16 protein-coding genes are annotated in these 15,584 nt (G+C 32.9%); 6 read left to right on the top strand and 10 right to left on the bottom strand.

Annotation, left to right across the window (positions count from 1 at the left end; all coding sequences use genetic code 11):
* Positions 1-5 precede the first annotated feature (5 nt).
* The 10 genes from DFQ09_RS06240 to DFQ09_RS06195 all read right to left on the bottom strand — a co-directional run bounded on the left by DFQ09_RS06240 (position 6) and on the right by DFQ09_RS06195 (position 10,792).
* Positions 6-2,039: a VWA domain-containing protein gene (locus DFQ09_RS06240; RefSeq protein WP_115808787.1), complete on the bottom strand. Its 2,034-nt coding sequence runs from the start codon at positions 2,037-2,039 to the stop codon at positions 6-8.
* 50 nt (positions 2,040-2,089) lie between these two features.
* The gene (gene fabG, locus DFQ09_RS06235) at positions 2,090-2,836 is read right to left on the bottom strand and encodes a 3-oxoacyl-[acyl-carrier-protein] reductase (RefSeq protein ID WP_115808786.1); all 747 of its coding nucleotides are present in this window, start codon (positions 2,834-2,836) and stop codon (positions 2,090-2,092) included.
* Between the two features lie 163 nt (positions 2,837-2,999).
* Positions 3,000-3,872 (bottom strand): succinate--CoA ligase subunit alpha, encoded by an 873-nt coding sequence (gene sucD / locus DFQ09_RS06230; RefSeq protein ID WP_115808785.1) that lies wholly within the window; start codon positions 3,870-3,872, stop codon positions 3,000-3,002.
* 76 nt (positions 3,873-3,948) lie between these two features.
* On the bottom strand, positions 3,949-4,359 hold the full coding sequence (locus tag DFQ09_RS06225) for a nuclear transport factor 2 family protein (protein WP_115808784.1): 411 nt from the start codon (positions 4,357-4,359) through the stop codon (positions 3,949-3,951).
* Entirely contained in the window at positions 4,359-5,294 is a 936-nt protein-coding gene (locus DFQ09_RS06220) for a UDP-3-O-(3-hydroxymyristoyl)glucosamine N-acyltransferase (RefSeq protein WP_115808783.1), read from the bottom strand. Before DFQ09_RS06220 ends, DFQ09_RS06225 begins: the two co-directional genes overlap by 1 nt.
* A 91-nt stretch (positions 5,295-5,385) precedes the next feature.
* On the bottom strand, positions 5,386-5,952 hold the full coding sequence (efp, locus tag DFQ09_RS06215; protein ID WP_115808782.1) for an elongation factor P: 567 nt from the start codon (positions 5,950-5,952) through the stop codon (positions 5,386-5,388).
* Positions 5,953-6,109: 157 nt separating this feature from the next.
* Entirely contained in the window at positions 6,110-6,895 is a 786-nt protein-coding gene (gene lpxA, locus DFQ09_RS06210) for an acyl-ACP--UDP-N-acetylglucosamine O-acyltransferase (protein WP_115808781.1), read from the bottom strand.
* A gap of 195 nt (positions 6,896-7,090) precedes the next feature.
* Positions 7,091-8,497, bottom strand: a complete 1,407-nt coding sequence (locus DFQ09_RS06205; protein WP_115808780.1) for a bifunctional UDP-3-O-[3-hydroxymyristoyl] N-acetylglucosamine deacetylase/3-hydroxyacyl-ACP dehydratase — start codon at positions 8,495-8,497, stop codon at positions 7,091-7,093.
* The gene (gene lpxD / locus DFQ09_RS06200) at positions 8,484-9,512 is read right to left on the bottom strand and encodes a UDP-3-O-(3-hydroxymyristoyl)glucosamine N-acyltransferase (RefSeq protein WP_115808779.1); all 1,029 of its coding nucleotides are present in this window, start codon (positions 9,510-9,512) and stop codon (positions 8,484-8,486) included. Before lpxD ends, DFQ09_RS06205 begins: the two co-directional genes overlap by 14 nt.
* 50 nt (positions 9,513-9,562) lie before the next feature.
* Positions 9,563-10,792, bottom strand: a complete 1,230-nt coding sequence (locus DFQ09_RS06195; protein WP_115808983.1) for an HD domain-containing protein — start codon at positions 10,790-10,792, stop codon at positions 9,563-9,565.
* A gap of 41 nt (positions 10,793-10,833) precedes the next feature.
* On the opposite strand from DFQ09_RS06195, the gene porX reads away from it, so the two are divergent.
* The 6 genes from porX to DFQ09_RS06170 all read left to right on the top strand — a co-directional run bounded on the left by porX (position 10,834) and on the right by DFQ09_RS06170 (position 15,554).
* The gene (porX, locus tag DFQ09_RS06190; protein WP_115808778.1) at positions 10,834-12,381 is read left to right on the top strand and encodes a T9SS response regulator signal transducer PorX; all 1,548 of its coding nucleotides are present in this window, start codon (positions 10,834-10,836) and stop codon (positions 12,379-12,381) included.
* A 196-nt stretch (positions 12,382-12,577) separates the two neighbouring features.
* Entirely contained in the window at positions 12,578-13,024 is a 447-nt protein-coding gene (tsaE, locus tag DFQ09_RS06185) for a tRNA (adenosine(37)-N6)-threonylcarbamoyltransferase complex ATPase subunit type 1 TsaE (protein ID WP_115808777.1), read from the top strand.
* A 173-nt stretch (positions 13,025-13,197) separates the two neighbouring features.
* Entirely contained in the window at positions 13,198-13,344 is a 147-nt protein-coding gene (locus DFQ09_RS18865; RefSeq protein ID WP_181897150.1) for a hypothetical protein, read from the top strand.
* Positions 13,307-13,840: a hypothetical protein gene (locus tag DFQ09_RS06180; protein WP_235047142.1), complete on the top strand. Its 534-nt coding sequence runs from the start codon at positions 13,307-13,309 to the stop codon at positions 13,838-13,840. The genes DFQ09_RS18865 and DFQ09_RS06180 overlap by 38 nt, the downstream gene beginning before the upstream one ends.
* Positions 13,841-13,938: 98 nt before the next feature.
* On the top strand, positions 13,939-15,132 hold the full coding sequence (locus DFQ09_RS06175) for an alanine dehydrogenase (RefSeq protein WP_115808776.1): 1,194 nt from the start codon (positions 13,939-13,941) through the stop codon (positions 15,130-15,132).
* Between the two features lie 44 nt (positions 15,133-15,176).
* Positions 15,177-15,554: a hypothetical protein gene (locus DFQ09_RS06170; protein ID WP_115808775.1), complete on the top strand. Its 378-nt coding sequence runs from the start codon at positions 15,177-15,179 to the stop codon at positions 15,552-15,554.
* The last annotated feature ends 30 nt before the right edge of the window (positions 15,555-15,584 follow it).

The following is a 15,584-nucleotide window of genomic DNA, read 5'->3' as shown; positions in this document are numbered from 1 at the left end:
TCTTTTTAAATTAATCCGTTATATTTTCTAATAAACCACTCAATAAAAAGGCTTAAAGCGATTAAACCAAGTAGATATTTCCAATCTATCAAAGGTACGATATTTTTAGTGCTTTTTTGTATGGTTTTGAACCGATTATCACTAATTAAAGTACTAATCATTTCATCGATTTGAGTCGAAAAAAATGCAGTACCATTACTAGTTTCAGCAATAGATTTTAATTTGATAATATCTGCATTTAAAAATTGCTGTTCTACATTGTATTCTAAAATTTGAAAGCTTCCTGAAGCCGTCACAGATTCTGAATTATGCTTAATCGTAAAATCGTATAATCCGGCATTAACTCCACTTAAATCTACGGTATAATTCCCATTATTTAATAACAATGGTATTTCTCTAACACTGTCGTCATCTTTATTTTTTAAGACAATGCTTAATGACGCAGACGTATCAAACTCAAAGTTTTTATTGAAATATTGTGCTGAGATTATTACATCGTCATTACCATTATAAAATGACTTGTAATCTATATTAATACGTTTTCTCTTTTTGTTTGAACTTAGGTATTGTACAAGCTTATTAATGAATTCATCAAAACCATTAAAACTGTTCGTATTTAGAAATGATTGCGCTCTCCAACGCCAAATATCTTCTCCATTTAGAATAGCATGTTTTGTAGCGTCGGCTTCAAAGGTTGCTAGCAATATATCTTCTGTTGTAATTCCGTTAACGTTTTTATACAATAGCGTTTCATGCGGCACTGTAATTTGAAGTGCACCAAATTCAGATTTTAAAGGTGGAAAACTATTGAAGTCAAGATTTTCTACGATGAACGTTCCATAATTTCTATTAAGACTTGGCTGATAGCTTTCAGTTTGATTGGTGATGGTTTGTCTGAAATACTCCTGAGTCTGGTTCAGTAAATTCCAATTGGTCGTAGCACCCGAAATGATGAACGTATTAATTTTTTGTTCCTTAATTTCTTTTAAAAGGGAATTAAAGTCATTATTCGGCTGATACAATATAACTAATTGAAAATCATTAATTTTAGTTATTAAGTCTTTTGGCTTTATAATTGAAACACTGCGTTGCTCGTTACTTTCAATGGCTTTTTTTAAGGCTCCTAAATCTGGATGTAAACGATCATAAACCAAAGCAATATTTGTTTTCTGATCGATAACTTCTACTCCAAAATTCTTAACGTTATTGACTTTATTTTTCTCATTGTCTAAAGCCACCAACTCTACACGATACGTTTTGACACCAACACTATTCGCCATTAAAGCAGTTGAAATAATTTCGGATGATTTTAATGCATTAAACTGAAGTGTTTTTCTAAACACCACAGAATTTCCAGACCATATTTTAAGTTCTGTATTGATAGTCTCATTGCCACTATAATTAGCGATAATCTCAACAGGAAACTTATTCTTAAGATACACATAACGATTAACGTTCAGTTGCTTAATGCTTAAATCAGAATACACCGTGGAATCCCCAAGAATAATAGGATAAATAGATTGCTTAATTCCTTTGGCTATATAACTATAATCTGAACCATAAGTTTGATTCCCATCGCTTAATATAACAATTGGCGCTGTTTGATTGGCATACACCTCTCCAAATTGTTTTAAGGCCAAGGCCAAATTAGATTGACGTTCCTTAAAATTTAAAGTATCTAAGGTATTAACGGATTTTCCAAAACTATAGGTCTGAATATCAAAACGTTCTTTTAACTCTGGATTGTTATTTAAAGCATCGACCACGTCCCTAGCCTTTTCCTCTTGTTTTAAATAAGAAACGGACTCCGAATTATCAACAGCAACAACCAAAGTTGGTTTCTCATCAAAATACCTATAGGATTCAAACTTTGGATTGATTAGTAATAGTAAAATTCCGAAGATTGAAATCGTTCTTAATGCTGTAAGCACGTATTTAAGATTCGACTTTAATTTAGATTTATACAAATACTGAAACAGCGCTAATAAAAGCGCTGTTATTGCAGCAATTGTTATGTATATAATTGTTAGTTTACCCATTCAAATTTCGACAAATATCATAAGATTCCTGCCTTCGCAGAAACAATAGCTTAGGTCAACATACCACCATCTACATTTAGCGTCTGTCCTGTAATATAAGCACTTAAATCACTTGCTAAAAACACACACGCATTAGCAATATCTTCAGGTGTTCCTCCTCTTTTAAGTGGAATACCAGCTCTCCAACCTTTTACAGTGGCTTCATCTAGTTTTGCTGTCATTTCAGTTTCAATAAAACCTGGAGCGATGACGTTACTTCTAATATTACGTGATCCTAGCTCTAATGCCACTGACTTAGAAAAACCAATAATTCCGGCTTTAGAAGCCGCGTAGTTTGTTTGTCCGGCATTACCCTTTACACCAACAACAGAACTCATATTTATAATTGAACCTTTACGTTGTTTCAACATGGTACGTTGAACGGCTTTAGTCATGTTAAAAACCGATTTTAAGTTTACTTCAATTACTTTATCAAAATCATCCTCTCCCATTCGCATTAAGAGATTATCTTTTGTGATACCAGCATTATTAACCAAAATATCAATAGCACCAAATTCGGCTAAAACATCTTCTGCTAATTTTTGAGATTCATCAAAATTTGCAGCATTACTTTGGTAGCCTTTAGCCTTTATGCCTTTAGAATTTAATTCTTTTTCTAATTCGTTAGCCGCTTCAACCGATGAGCTATAAGTAAATGCTACGTTTGCTCCATGATCTGCAAAAACCTCTGCAATTCCTTTTCCTATACCTCTACTTGCACCAGTAATTATGGCTGTTTTTCCCTCTAAAAGTTTCATGATAAATTTATAATTAGTTTGTGTTACAATACTTTATTAAAAAAAAGGCTTCAAATAATTTAGAGTTTGAAACCGCAATCCAAAGATAGCAATTACAATTTGCACGAAATAAAAAAACCTCACAAGATTTTGTAAGGTTTTTAACAGTTTTATGTGAGAAAGATTAGCCTAAAACTTCAGCTACTTTCTTTCCTATTTCAGCAGGAGAATCTACAACGTGAATTCCACATTCTCTCATGATTTTCTTTTTAGCTTGAGCAGTATCATCACTACCACCTACAATAGCGCCAGCATGTCCCATTGTACGACCAGCAGGAGCAGTTTCACCAGCAATAAAACCAATAACTGGTTTTTTACTTCCGCTTTCTTTATACCAATGTGCAGCATCTGCTTCCAATTGACCTCCAATTTCACCAATCATAACCACAGCTTCAGTTTCTGGGTCATTAATTAATAACTCAACAGCTTCTTTAGTTGTCGTTCCAATAATTGGATCTCCACCAATACCGATAGCTGTTGTAATACCTAATCCTTGTTTTACAACCTGATCAGCAGCTTCGTAAGTTAAAGTACCTGATTTAGACACAATACCTACAGTCCCTTTTTTGAAAACAAAACCTGGCATAATACCAACTTTAGCTTCCCCTGGGGTAATTACACCAGGACAGTTAGGACCTATTAAACGACACGCTTTATCTTTGATATAGTTAGACGCTTTAATCATATCTGCAACAGGAATACCTTCAGTAATTGTGATAATTACCTTAATACCAGCATCAGCAGCTTCCATAATAGCATCAGCAGCAAAAGCTGGTGGTACGAAAATAATTGTAGTATCTGCACCAGCTTTCTCTACAGCTTCAGAAACTGTATTAAAAACAGGTCTGTCTAAATGTGTTTGACCACCTTTACCAGGAGTTACACCTCCAACGACATTTGTACCATATTCAATCATTTGTTCAGCGTGAAATGTACCTTCACTACCTGTAAAACCTTGAACTATAATCTTAGAATTCTTATTAACTAAAACGCTCATTTGTTATTGTTGATTTTAAGTTTTATGTATTTTGTTATGCAAAAATAAGAGATTTTAAACGCAAAAGCGACCTCTTTTATAATTTTATTTCTCGATATGATTTGATGCTTTTTTTATCAGTTTCATCAGCTTGTTGACTGATTTCAAAACCACGATATAATTTGTCATCTTTCACTTCCCAAATTGTAGAAAAATGTGCAATTGTTGTTTCTATATATGGATTTTCAATAGTAAAACCAAATAATGTATGTCTTGTTGTTACAAAAACACCTGACGCTATAAAATGAGTAAACTCAAATCGCAAACTATTGTAAGATTGTCTCGTTCCTTCAAAAAATGTTTCAATATCATCATAATTCAGTAATGTAAAACCTTGGCTACTCGTCCAATGTAATTCACAATCTTTATGAAAATGCTTAGAAACCATTGTAGCATCATTCGCTAGGTCTGATTCATAAAACGACTTGACAACTTTCTTTGATGACATTATAAGTTTTTTAGTTTTTGAAGTATTTCTGGGATTCTCTTAACGTAAGCCATTTCTTTAAACATTGTTCTAGCGTCTTGAGCAGGACTACCAAAATAGGTCTTCCCCTCTTCCGTAGTATGTCCTAATCCAGATTGTGCATATAACACTGTGCCTTTTGCAATCGTTATTCCACTTTTTACACCCACTTGGCCCCAAATAGTAACATTATCTTCAACAACAACACAACCCGCAATTCCGGTTTGTGAAGCTATTAAACATTTTTTTCCAATAATGGTATCATGACCAATTTGAATTTGATTATCTAATTTTGAACCTTCACCAATTGTTGTATCTCCTGTAACACCTCTATCAATAGTACAAAGTGCTCCAATATCTACGTTGCTTTTAATAATAACACGGCCACCAGATTTTAACTGGTCGTAGCCCTCAGGTCTATTTTTATAGTAAAATGCACTTGCTCCTAAAACTGTACCTGAATGAATAGTGACATTATCGCCAATAATAGCATCATCATAAATACTCACGTTAGAATGAATGACACAATTTTTACCAATTTTTACATTATTACCAATAAAACAATTGGGTTGTATCACTGTACCTTCTCCGATTACGGCATCAGTAGCGATAGCATTATTTGAAGCTTTAAATGGCTTAAAATGAGAAGTTATTTTATTGAAATCCCGAAATGGATCATCTGAAATTAAGAGTGCTTTTCCTTCAGGACAAGCAACATCTTTATTAATTAAAACGATTGTTGCTGCTGACTCTAAAGCTTTATCGTAATACTTAGGATGATCTACAAAAACAATATCACCAGGTTCTACAACATGAATCTCATTAATACCTAAGATTTCAAAATCTTCATAACCTCTGTATTCACAATCAATTAAGGTTGCAATTTGCTTTAAAGTATGTGGTTTTGGGAATTTCATTTGTCAGTATTCAGTAGTCAGTATGCAGTCGTCAGTATGCAGTTTTTAGTAATTTACTGCAAACTGAGGACTGTATGTACTGTCAACTTATTTATTCTTTAATACGCTCCTTATAAGTTCCCTTCTCGGTTTCAACTTTAATCTTGTCCCCTTCATTTATAAATAACGGAACATTAACCTCCGCACCAGATTCAACCGTTGCTGGTTTAGTAGCATTGGTAGCTGTGTTTCCTTTTATTCCTGGTTCAGTAGCTGTAACTTCTAATATAACAGAAGCTGGTAAATCTACAGAAAGCGGCATATTATCTTCGGTATTAATTTGAATGGTAACCACTTCTCCTTCTTTCATTAAATCAGTTCTATCAATAGCAGACTCTAATAATCGGATTTGTGTGTAGTCTGCTTCATTCATAAAATGATAAAATTCACCGTCATTATATAAATACTGAAATTTATGAGTTTCAACACGAACATCTTCGATCTTATGTCCCGCAGAAAATGTATTATCCAAAACCTTACCGTTAGTAACGCTTTTCATTTTTGTTCTTACAAAAGCCGGTCCTTTTCCTGGTTTTACATGAAGAAATTCTACTATTTTATAGATATCGTTGTTGTATCTTATGCATAATCCGTTTCTAATATCTGAAGTACTTGCCATAATATTGCCCACGAAAGTGGGTATCTTTTAATTGTTTATAAATTGAATGTTGATTATTTAATCATAACACCCCTAAAGTCCCCTCAAGGGGACAACACTCAGTTCTGATTATTCAAAACCTTAAATTATTTAATGCTTTAGTAATTTTCATGAAAATCTAGTTAGATTTAAAGTAACCTTTCATAATTCCACGATGCGAATTCTTAATAAATTGAAGAATCTCATCACGTTCTGGAGTGGCTTCCATTTCTGCTTCAATTAAATCTGCAGCTTGTGTGTTATTGTAATTTTTTTGATATAATATTCTGTAAATATTCTGAATCTCTCTAATTTTTTCAGAAGTGTACCCTCTACGTCTTAAACCTACAGAATTAATTCCTACATAAGATAGTGGCTCTCTACCTGCTTTAACAAAAGGAGGCACATCTTTACGCACTAAAGAACCACCAGTTACAAAAGCATGGTTTCCTATAGAGCAAAACTGGTGAACAGCTGTCATACCCGCTAAAATCACATAATCACCCACTGTAATATGTCCGGCAAGTGTGCTATTATTTGAAAAAATACAGTTATTACCAACAATACAATCGTGAGCTATATGACAATACGCCATAATAAGACAATTGTTACCAATTACAGTTTTCATTTTATCGGTTGTACCACGATTAATCGTGACGCACTCTCTAATGGTAACATTATCACCGATTTCGACGGTGGTATCTTCATCGTTGTATTTTAAATCTTGTGGAACCGCTGAAATAACAGCTCCGGGGAAAATACTACAATTTTTACCTATTCGAGCACCTTCCATAATGGTTACATTACTTCCAATCCAAGTCCCTTCTCCAATTTTTACATTATTATGTATGGTTGTAAAAGGCTCTATAACGACATTTTTGGCGATTTTTGCACCAGGATGTACGTATGCTAACGGTTGGTTCATTTTTCTAGTTTTTAATTTAATAAAGCGGTAAAAATGTGTTCGCTATTAAACTTTGTAAACTCCTATTTAACTTTTGGAGTCTGCTCGGTTCATTTTTCTAATTTTTAATTTAATAAAGCGGTAAAAATGTGTTCGCTATTAAACTTTGCAAATTCCTATTAACTTTTGAAATCTGCTCGGTTCATTTTTCTGATTTTATTTAACTTTTGATATTTGCGCCATCAATTCTGCTTCTGCACATAATTTACCGTTAGCATAAGCATAACCTTGCATGTGGCAAATTCCTCTTCGTATTGGCGTAATTAAAGAACATTTGAAAATTAAAGTATCTCCAGGTACTACTTTTTGCTTGAATTTTACTTTATCCATTTTCATGAAAAACGTTAAGTAGTTCTCTGGATCTGGAACCGTACTTAATACCAAAATTCCTCCTGTTTGTGCCATCGCCTCAACAATTAAGACTCCTGGCATTACTGGTGCGCCTGGAAAATGACCTCTAAAGAACTCTTCGTTCATTGTTACGTTCTTCATTCCAATAACATGATTGTCAGACAACTCATAAACCTTATCTATTAATAAGAAAGGTTGTCTGTGTGGCAACATATCCATAATTTGATTCACATCCATTAAAGGTTCTGAATTCAAATCGACTTGAGGAACATTATTTCTTCTTTCGTTCTTTATAAGTTTAGACATCTTTTTTGCAAACTGTGTATTCACAAAATGACCTGGCTTATTAGCAATAACTTTACCTCTAATACGTGTACCTATTAATGCTAAGTCTCCTAATACATCTAATAATTTATGACGAGCTGCTTCATTTGGATGATGCAAAGTAAGATTATCTAAAATACCGTTAGGCTTTACTGCAATATTATCTTTATTAAAAGCGACTCTTAATTTATCCATAGTTTTATCAGACAACTCTTTATCTACATAAACTATAGCATTATTTAAATCTCCACCTTTAATTAAGCCGTGTTCTAAAAGCATTTCAATTTCATGCAAAAAGCTAAAAGTTCTGGCATCAGCTATTTCGGTTTTAAAATCTGAAACCTTATTAAGTGTTGCATTTTGAGTGCCTAAAACTTTAGTGCCAAAATCTACCATTGTAGTAATTTGGTACGTACTTGCTGGCATTAAAATTATTTCGCTTCCAGACTCTTCATCTGTATAAGATACAACTTGAGTTACTTCATATTCTTCTCTAAAAGCTTCTTGCTCAATAATACCAGCTTTTTCTAGTGCTTCTACAAAGAATTTAGAAGAACCATCCATTATTGGTGGCTCTGATGAATTTAATTCAATTATAGCATTATCTATATCTAAACCAACTAGAGCTGCTAAGACATGCTCACACGTTTGAATAGTTACCCCATTTTTCTCCATACAAGTTCCACGCTGGGTACTTGTTACGTAATTAGCATCAGCTTCTATTTTTGGAGACCCTTCTAAGTCTATGCGTTGAAACACAAATCCAGAATTTTCTGCACCTGGCTTAAATACCAATTTTACATCTGCACCAGTATGAAGTCCAACACCAGTAAGCGTTACTTCTTTTTCAATGGTTTTTTGCTTCGTTTCCGTTTTAATTATTGCCATCTACTTTTTTTTCTAATTCATTAATAGTTTTTGCCAACTTCGGTAAATTTTTAAAATAAACATAGGATTTATTAAAATCCCCATAGCCAAAAGCAGGAGATCCTTGTAAAACTTCATTATCTTTTACATTACGCCCAATACCAGATTGCGCTTGTATCTTTACATTGTTTCCAATAGTTAGATGTCCAACAATACCAACCTGTCCGCCAATTTGGCAATGTTCACCAATCTTGGTAGAACCAGCAACACCAGATTGCGCTGCAATCACTGTGTTTTTTCCGACCTCTACATTGTGGGCAATCTGTATTTGATTGTCTAATTTTACACCAGACCTTATAATCGTAGACCCCATCGTTGCTCTATCTATTGTTGTACCTGCACCAACATCTACATAATCTTCTAATATAACATTTCCAATCTGTGGAATTTTAGAATAACCTCCGTCTTTATTAGGTGCAAAACCAAAACCATCAGCACCAATTATAGCACCAGAATTAACAACGCAGTTTTCACCGATAATACAATCAGAATAAACCTTTCCACCTGGAAAAATAGTTGTATTAGCACCTATTTTTACATTATCTCCTACATATGCGTTTGGGTAAATTTTTACATTATCTCCCAATTCTACATTACTACCAATATAAGCAAAAGCACCGACGTATATATTATCTGATATCTTAGTACTTTCTGAAATAAAACTTGGCTGCTCTATTCCTGATTTATTCGCCTTTATCCTATCATAATACTCCAGTAACTTAGAAAACCCCTCATAAGCATCTTCAACTTTAATTAAGGTTGTTGATATCGGTTTCTCTGGTACAAATTTATCATTAACAATAGTTATTGATGCTTCTGTAGTGTAAATATAGGGTGTGTATTTTAAATTGGAAAGAAAGGTTAATGACCCTAGAGTTCCTTCTTCTATTTTAGAAAGTTTAAAAACTTCAATTTTAGGGTCGCCAACAACGGTTCCTTCTAAAATACCTGCTATTTGTTCTGCTGTAAATTTCAATGATTAGATTTTAAAGTCATATTGCTTTCCGCAAAAATAGAAAAAAAGGATCACATTTTCTTTTTAGGATAGCACATATAATATTTTGTGATGGGTTTACTAAGTGCTTTTAGGTTTAATTGATGTGAGGCTTTTACGATGTCTCTTATTTTTCCCGACTTAAATAAGATGTTGATCTTTTGAGCTTTATTCTCATATGCCTGGTTGCTTAACTCACCCTGAAACACAAAATATTCTGCTTCAGATTTAGAAATATTATACCGCTCTACCAAAGCTTCAAAATGACTTTTTAGTTCTGATTCCTTAAACACTTTGCTTTTAATCTTAATTTTCAGCAAACGTCTTTCAAGTATCATTTGGCAAAGGTTGCTCAATACGAAGTCATCATGATTTTGCCAATCTTTCATTGCAGCTACAATATCGTAATCATCTAATTGTGAAAAAATAACAAGCGTATCATCATTAAAACTTTCAGCGTTTATTTCTGAATTCAAGAAATAAAATAAAGCATCACTACACTTTAATTTTACATTCTGATGTACTAATTCTTTTGCACGTTTTAAAACCCGCATTAATAATTCTTCTGCAACTACACCTGTTTTGTGCAAATACACTTGCCAGTACATAAAACGTCTTGCTACTAAGAATTTTTCGACACTTAAAACACCTTTCTCTTCAACCACCAATTGGTCATTAACCACATTTAGCATCGTAATTAATCGTTCACTATTTACATTACCTTCCGCAACTCCTGTGTAAAAACTATCGCGTTTTAAATAATCGGCTCTGTCCATATCTAATTGACTTGAAATAAGCTCGCACATAAACTGTCGCGGATATTCCTTCTTAAAGATAGAAATCGCTAACGTTAAACTTCCGTTAAACTCTATATTGAGTTCTTCCATAAAACGCAATGAAATTTCCTCGTGAGAGACGTTGTTTACAATACTGTGCTCCATGGCATGCGAAAAAGGACCATGACCAATATCGTGTAAAAGAATCGCTATTAGCAATCCATTTTCTTCATCATTAGAAACTATAACTCCCTTAAAGCGAAGTACATTAATGGCTTTCTGCATTAAATGCATACAACCCAAAGCATGATGAAAACGTGTATGATGTGCACCTGGATATACCAAATATGATAACCCCATTTGACTTATACGTCGTAATCTTTGAAAATATTTATGTTGAATTATATCAAATATTAACGAATTCGGAATAGTAATAAATCCGTAAATTGGGTCGTTAAAGATTTTAAGCTTATTTTTTGTAGGCAAAATTTTAGAATTCAATAATTAATAAACAAATATACCACAACATGATAAATATTCTCTGGGTTGACGACGAAATCGATTTACTAAAGCCACATATTATTTTTTTAGAACAAAAAGGATATCAAGTTACAAAATGCCAAAGTGGTACGGAAGCTTTAGAAATTATAGACGACACTAATTTTGATATTGTCTTTTTAGATGAAAATATGCCAGGACTTACAGGGCTAGAAACCTTGAATGAAATTAAGGAACGACGTGCCAATTTACCTGTTGTAATGATTACCAAAAGTGAAGAAGAATACATTATGGAGGAAGCAATTGGTAATAAAATTGCGGATTATTTAATAAAACCCGTAAATCCGCATCAGATTTTACTAAGCTTGAAAAAGAATTTGGATCATTCGCGTTTAGTATCAGAAAAAACGACTTCTAACTATCAGCAAGAATTCAGAAAAATTGCTATGGATCTATCTATGGTAAACTCTTATGAAGAATGGGTAGATTTATATCAGAAATTAATTTATTGGGAACTTCAGCTTGAAGGCATTGAAGATGTTGGAATGACCGATATTTTAGAATCTCAAAAAACCGAAGCTAATATGCAATTCGGTAAGTTTATTGAGAAAAATTACGAAGATTGGTTTCAACCAAAAACAGATGCTCCCGTAATGTCACATACGCTGTTTAAAGATAAGATTGTGCCAGAATTGAGCGATAAACAACCAACCTTATTGGTAGTTATAGATAATTTACGATACGACCAGTGGAAAGCCTTTGAACCTTTTGTAAACAATTATTACAAAAAAACATCTGAACTTGCTTTTTATAGCATCTTACCAACAGCAACTCAATATGCACGTAATGCCATTTTCTCTGGTTTAATGCCTGCTGATATGGAAAGTTTATTTCCTCAATATTGGAAAAATGACACTGATGAAGGAGGCAAAAACATGCATGAAGGTGATTTTTTGAGAGAGCAATTAAAACGTTTAGGTTTAGGACACTTAAAACATGAATATCATAAAATCACAAATCTTAAAGCCGGAAAAAAATTAGTTGAAAACTTTAGATCCTTAAAAGACAACGACCTAAGCGTCATTGTTTATAATTTTGTTGATATGCTTTCGCATTCTAAAACGGAAATGGAGGTTGTAAAAGAATTAGCCTCTAATGATAAAGCTTATCGTTCTCTTACTGTTAGTTGGTTTAAAAATTCTCCATTATTAGAAATGATTCAGTTATCACAACAACTCGGCTTTAAATTAATATTAACAACCGACCATGGAACGATAAATGTAAAAGCACCAACTAAGGTAATTGGAGACAGAGAAACAAGTTTAAATTTACGTTATAAAACGGGAAGAAGTTTAACATATCAAGATAAAGATGTATTAGCAATTAAAAATCCTAAATCTATTCATTTACCAGCTTTAACCATGAGTAGCTCGTTTATCTTTGCTAAGGGTGATTTATTTTTAGCTTACCCTAATAACTTTAATCACTATGTCAGTTATTATAGAAATACTTATCAGCATGGCGGTGTGTCATTAGAAGAAATGATTATACCGTTTGTTGTAATGAATCCCAAATAAGAGGTTTTTATTCTAAACAAAAATGAAGTTGAATTTAATTTGGCTTCATTTTTTTTATCTACATGAGCCACAATTCTAGAGTATTAGCATAAAAAACACCTTAAAAGGTAAAAAAATCCGACGAAATGCATTTTATTTTAGGTTATCTAAAATATTATTCCTACTATTGTATCCCTAACTTGTATAAAATAACATAGTGAAAACTCTCGAATTCACATACCACTTAAATGATATAGATGCTATTGCCTCCAAGGTTTTAGAGCATTTAGACTCTAAAATTATAATATTTAATGGTGAAATGGGAGCTGGCAAAACAACGTTTATAAATGCACTTTTACAGGCCATGGGAAGTAATGATGCTGCTACTAGTCCAACATTCTCAATTGTAAACGAATACGATTTATCTAATGACAAAGTTTATCATTTTGACTTCTATAGAATTGAATCTATTGAAGAAGCTTATAATTTTGGAATAGAAGATTATTTAAGTAGTAATCATTGGCTATTTATGGAATGGGCAGAACGTATAGAAGAGCTTCTACCCGAAAACACACAAACCATTACTATTACTGACATACAAGACAATAAGAGATTTCTAGAGTTAACTTTAAACACCAAAATTCAACCGACAAAACAGCTATAAAAATACAGAAATTTTAGATAAAAATATAATATTTTTCCTACAGAATTAAACTAGTATTACGGAAAAACCGTAATTATAAACTCATATTTTTTGGATTTTAACATTTTCGAATTTGTAAGGATTTAACAATGCTCATACATTTGAAGTAATTAATTAATTAAATCCCTTAAATTATGAAAACTAAAAAAAATCTGTTATTAGCAATCGCTATATTCGGAGGAGTATTGTTCACTGTAGAAGCAACTAACCTTATCGACTTAGATGGACAAACAACCACAAAAATTGAAAAAAAGAAAAGAAAACTCGTTAAGTGGGGATAATAATAAATTAAGTAGAAGTGCTATTGCAGGATCTATTATAGCCACAATAATAGCCTCTACACCACTATTGTTTTTAGTACATGAAAGTGTTCCAGATGAATTAGTTTGGAACACTTTTTTTGGTACTTATGAGAGTGGATTTTGGGAGTCAGCACAATATGCCATGTGGGTTTACACAGGTAAACTTGTGCCCCTAATATTAATTATAATTTGGTTTTTTACATGTCGCCATTGGTGGTATCATGTACTATTAGTACCTATTGTAATGTATTCTTTTCAAATTATAACTAGCTTTAATGCAGAATTAAAAAATACTGACGAAAATCAATTATTATTTTTATTACCTGTATTGGTATTAGTTGTGCCTTCAATTTATCTTATTAGAGCTAAAATGTTTAATCAAATAAATACTGCAGATAAAACGCTTGAAGAACTTGAAGAAGAATTTATGATTAAGCCAAAAGGAGTTTGGAGTAAGATTAAACAGTATTTTTAGAACTACAATTCAATTTCAAAATTTAAGTTATTCTAATACTCCATTTATTTTAGTGTTATTCGCTATATTGCAATAGCAATACTAAAGTAATTGACTTAATGAGTATATCACCATTTACCAAAGCCCAGTTATTACCTCAAGAAGAAACCTTAGAAATTCTTAAACAAAAGGGCGAACTCTTTATTGGGATTCCTAAAGAAGCACATTTTCAAGAACGTCGTGTTTGTTTAACACCAGATGCAGTTTCTGCGTTAACAGCCAACGGTCATCGTGTATTATTTGAATCTGGCGCTGGAGAAGGTGCTAATTTTAAAGATAAAAATTACAGTGAAGCTGGTGCTGAAGTCACAAAAGACACAGCAAAGGTTTACTCCTGCCCTATTATTCTTAAAGTAGAACCACCTTCCTTAGATGAGATTAAGCTTATTAATCCGCAGACTATCTTAATATCTGCGCTTCAAATTAAAACTCAAAGCAAATCCTATTTTGAAGCTTTAGCAAAAAAACGAATTACCGCATTGGCTTTTGAATATATAAAAGATGATGACGGTCAATACCCTGCGGTTAGTTCTTTAAGTGAAATAGCAGGAACAGCTTCTATTTTAATTGCATCAGAACTTCTCTCTAATATAAATGGAGGGAATGGTTTAATGATGGGTAATATTAACGGCGTACCACCAACGGAAGTCGTTATTTTAGGCGCAGGTACTGTGGGCGAATTTGCGGCACGTTCTGCCATGGGCCTAGGAGCAAATGTTAAAGTCTTTGATAGCTCTATTACTAGATTACGCCGTCTTCAAAATAATTTAGGTCGTACGCTTTATACCTCAACAATGCAACCCAAAAACCTTTTAAAAGCCTTAAAACGTTGCGATGTTGCCATTGGAGCAGTCAGAGGCACCAATCGTGCTCCAGTCATAGTTACTGAAAGTATGGTTGCTAATATGAAATCTGGCTCAGTGGTTATAGATGTGAGTATTGACATGGGAGGTTGTTTTGAAACAAGTGAAGTTACTACTCACGATCGTCCTACTTTTGAGCATAATGGAGTGGTTCATTACTGTGTCCCTAATATTCCTGCACGTTATTCCAGAACTGCTTCAGTTTCTATAAGTAATATCTTTACTCCTTACCTTTTAGAAATTGGTGAATATGGTGGTATAGAAAATGCCCTTCGATTTGATCGCGGTTTAAAAAATGGGTTGTATTTTTACCACGGCATTTTAACTAACAAATCCGTTGCAGAATGGTTTGGTTTAGAATATAGTGATGCCAATTTATTAATTTTTTAATCTGTACTTAACGATTATTCGTTTGACAGAATTATTTCACAACTATGAAATTTATACATCGTTTGGCCTATTATTTAGGTGGTTTTGCTATTGGTTTAATGCTTCTTATGTTTTTTTTAAACGGAAAAGATGCCTCCTGTGATTATGGTCCAAATGCTAGAACAATTAAAAACATTAGCTCTAAACCTTTTATATATACTAATGAAACCTCCAATTTCATAGCAGAACAATCATTAGATTCTACTATAGTAAACAACTTGGTGAAATTTGGAAGTGTTGATTTTTCTAAAAGTAAAACCGAAATTGATTCATGTAAAATCTATCTTATAGAAAATAGTTATAAAGAACGTGATTTAGAATTAATGATAAAGAATTGTGATTCAATAGCTACAATCCTCGATATTAAGTATACAAACAACTAATAAATTGAAATTGTTTCCTTTAAAATTTAG

The organism is Winogradskyella pacifica (genome assembly GCF_003386275.1).
GTDB classification, from domain to species: domain Bacteria; phylum Bacteroidota; class Bacteroidia; order Flavobacteriales; family Flavobacteriaceae; genus Winogradskyella; species Winogradskyella pacifica.
Note: the sequence above shows the minus strand (reverse complement) of the source record. Positions and strands in the feature narration are given on the sequence as shown.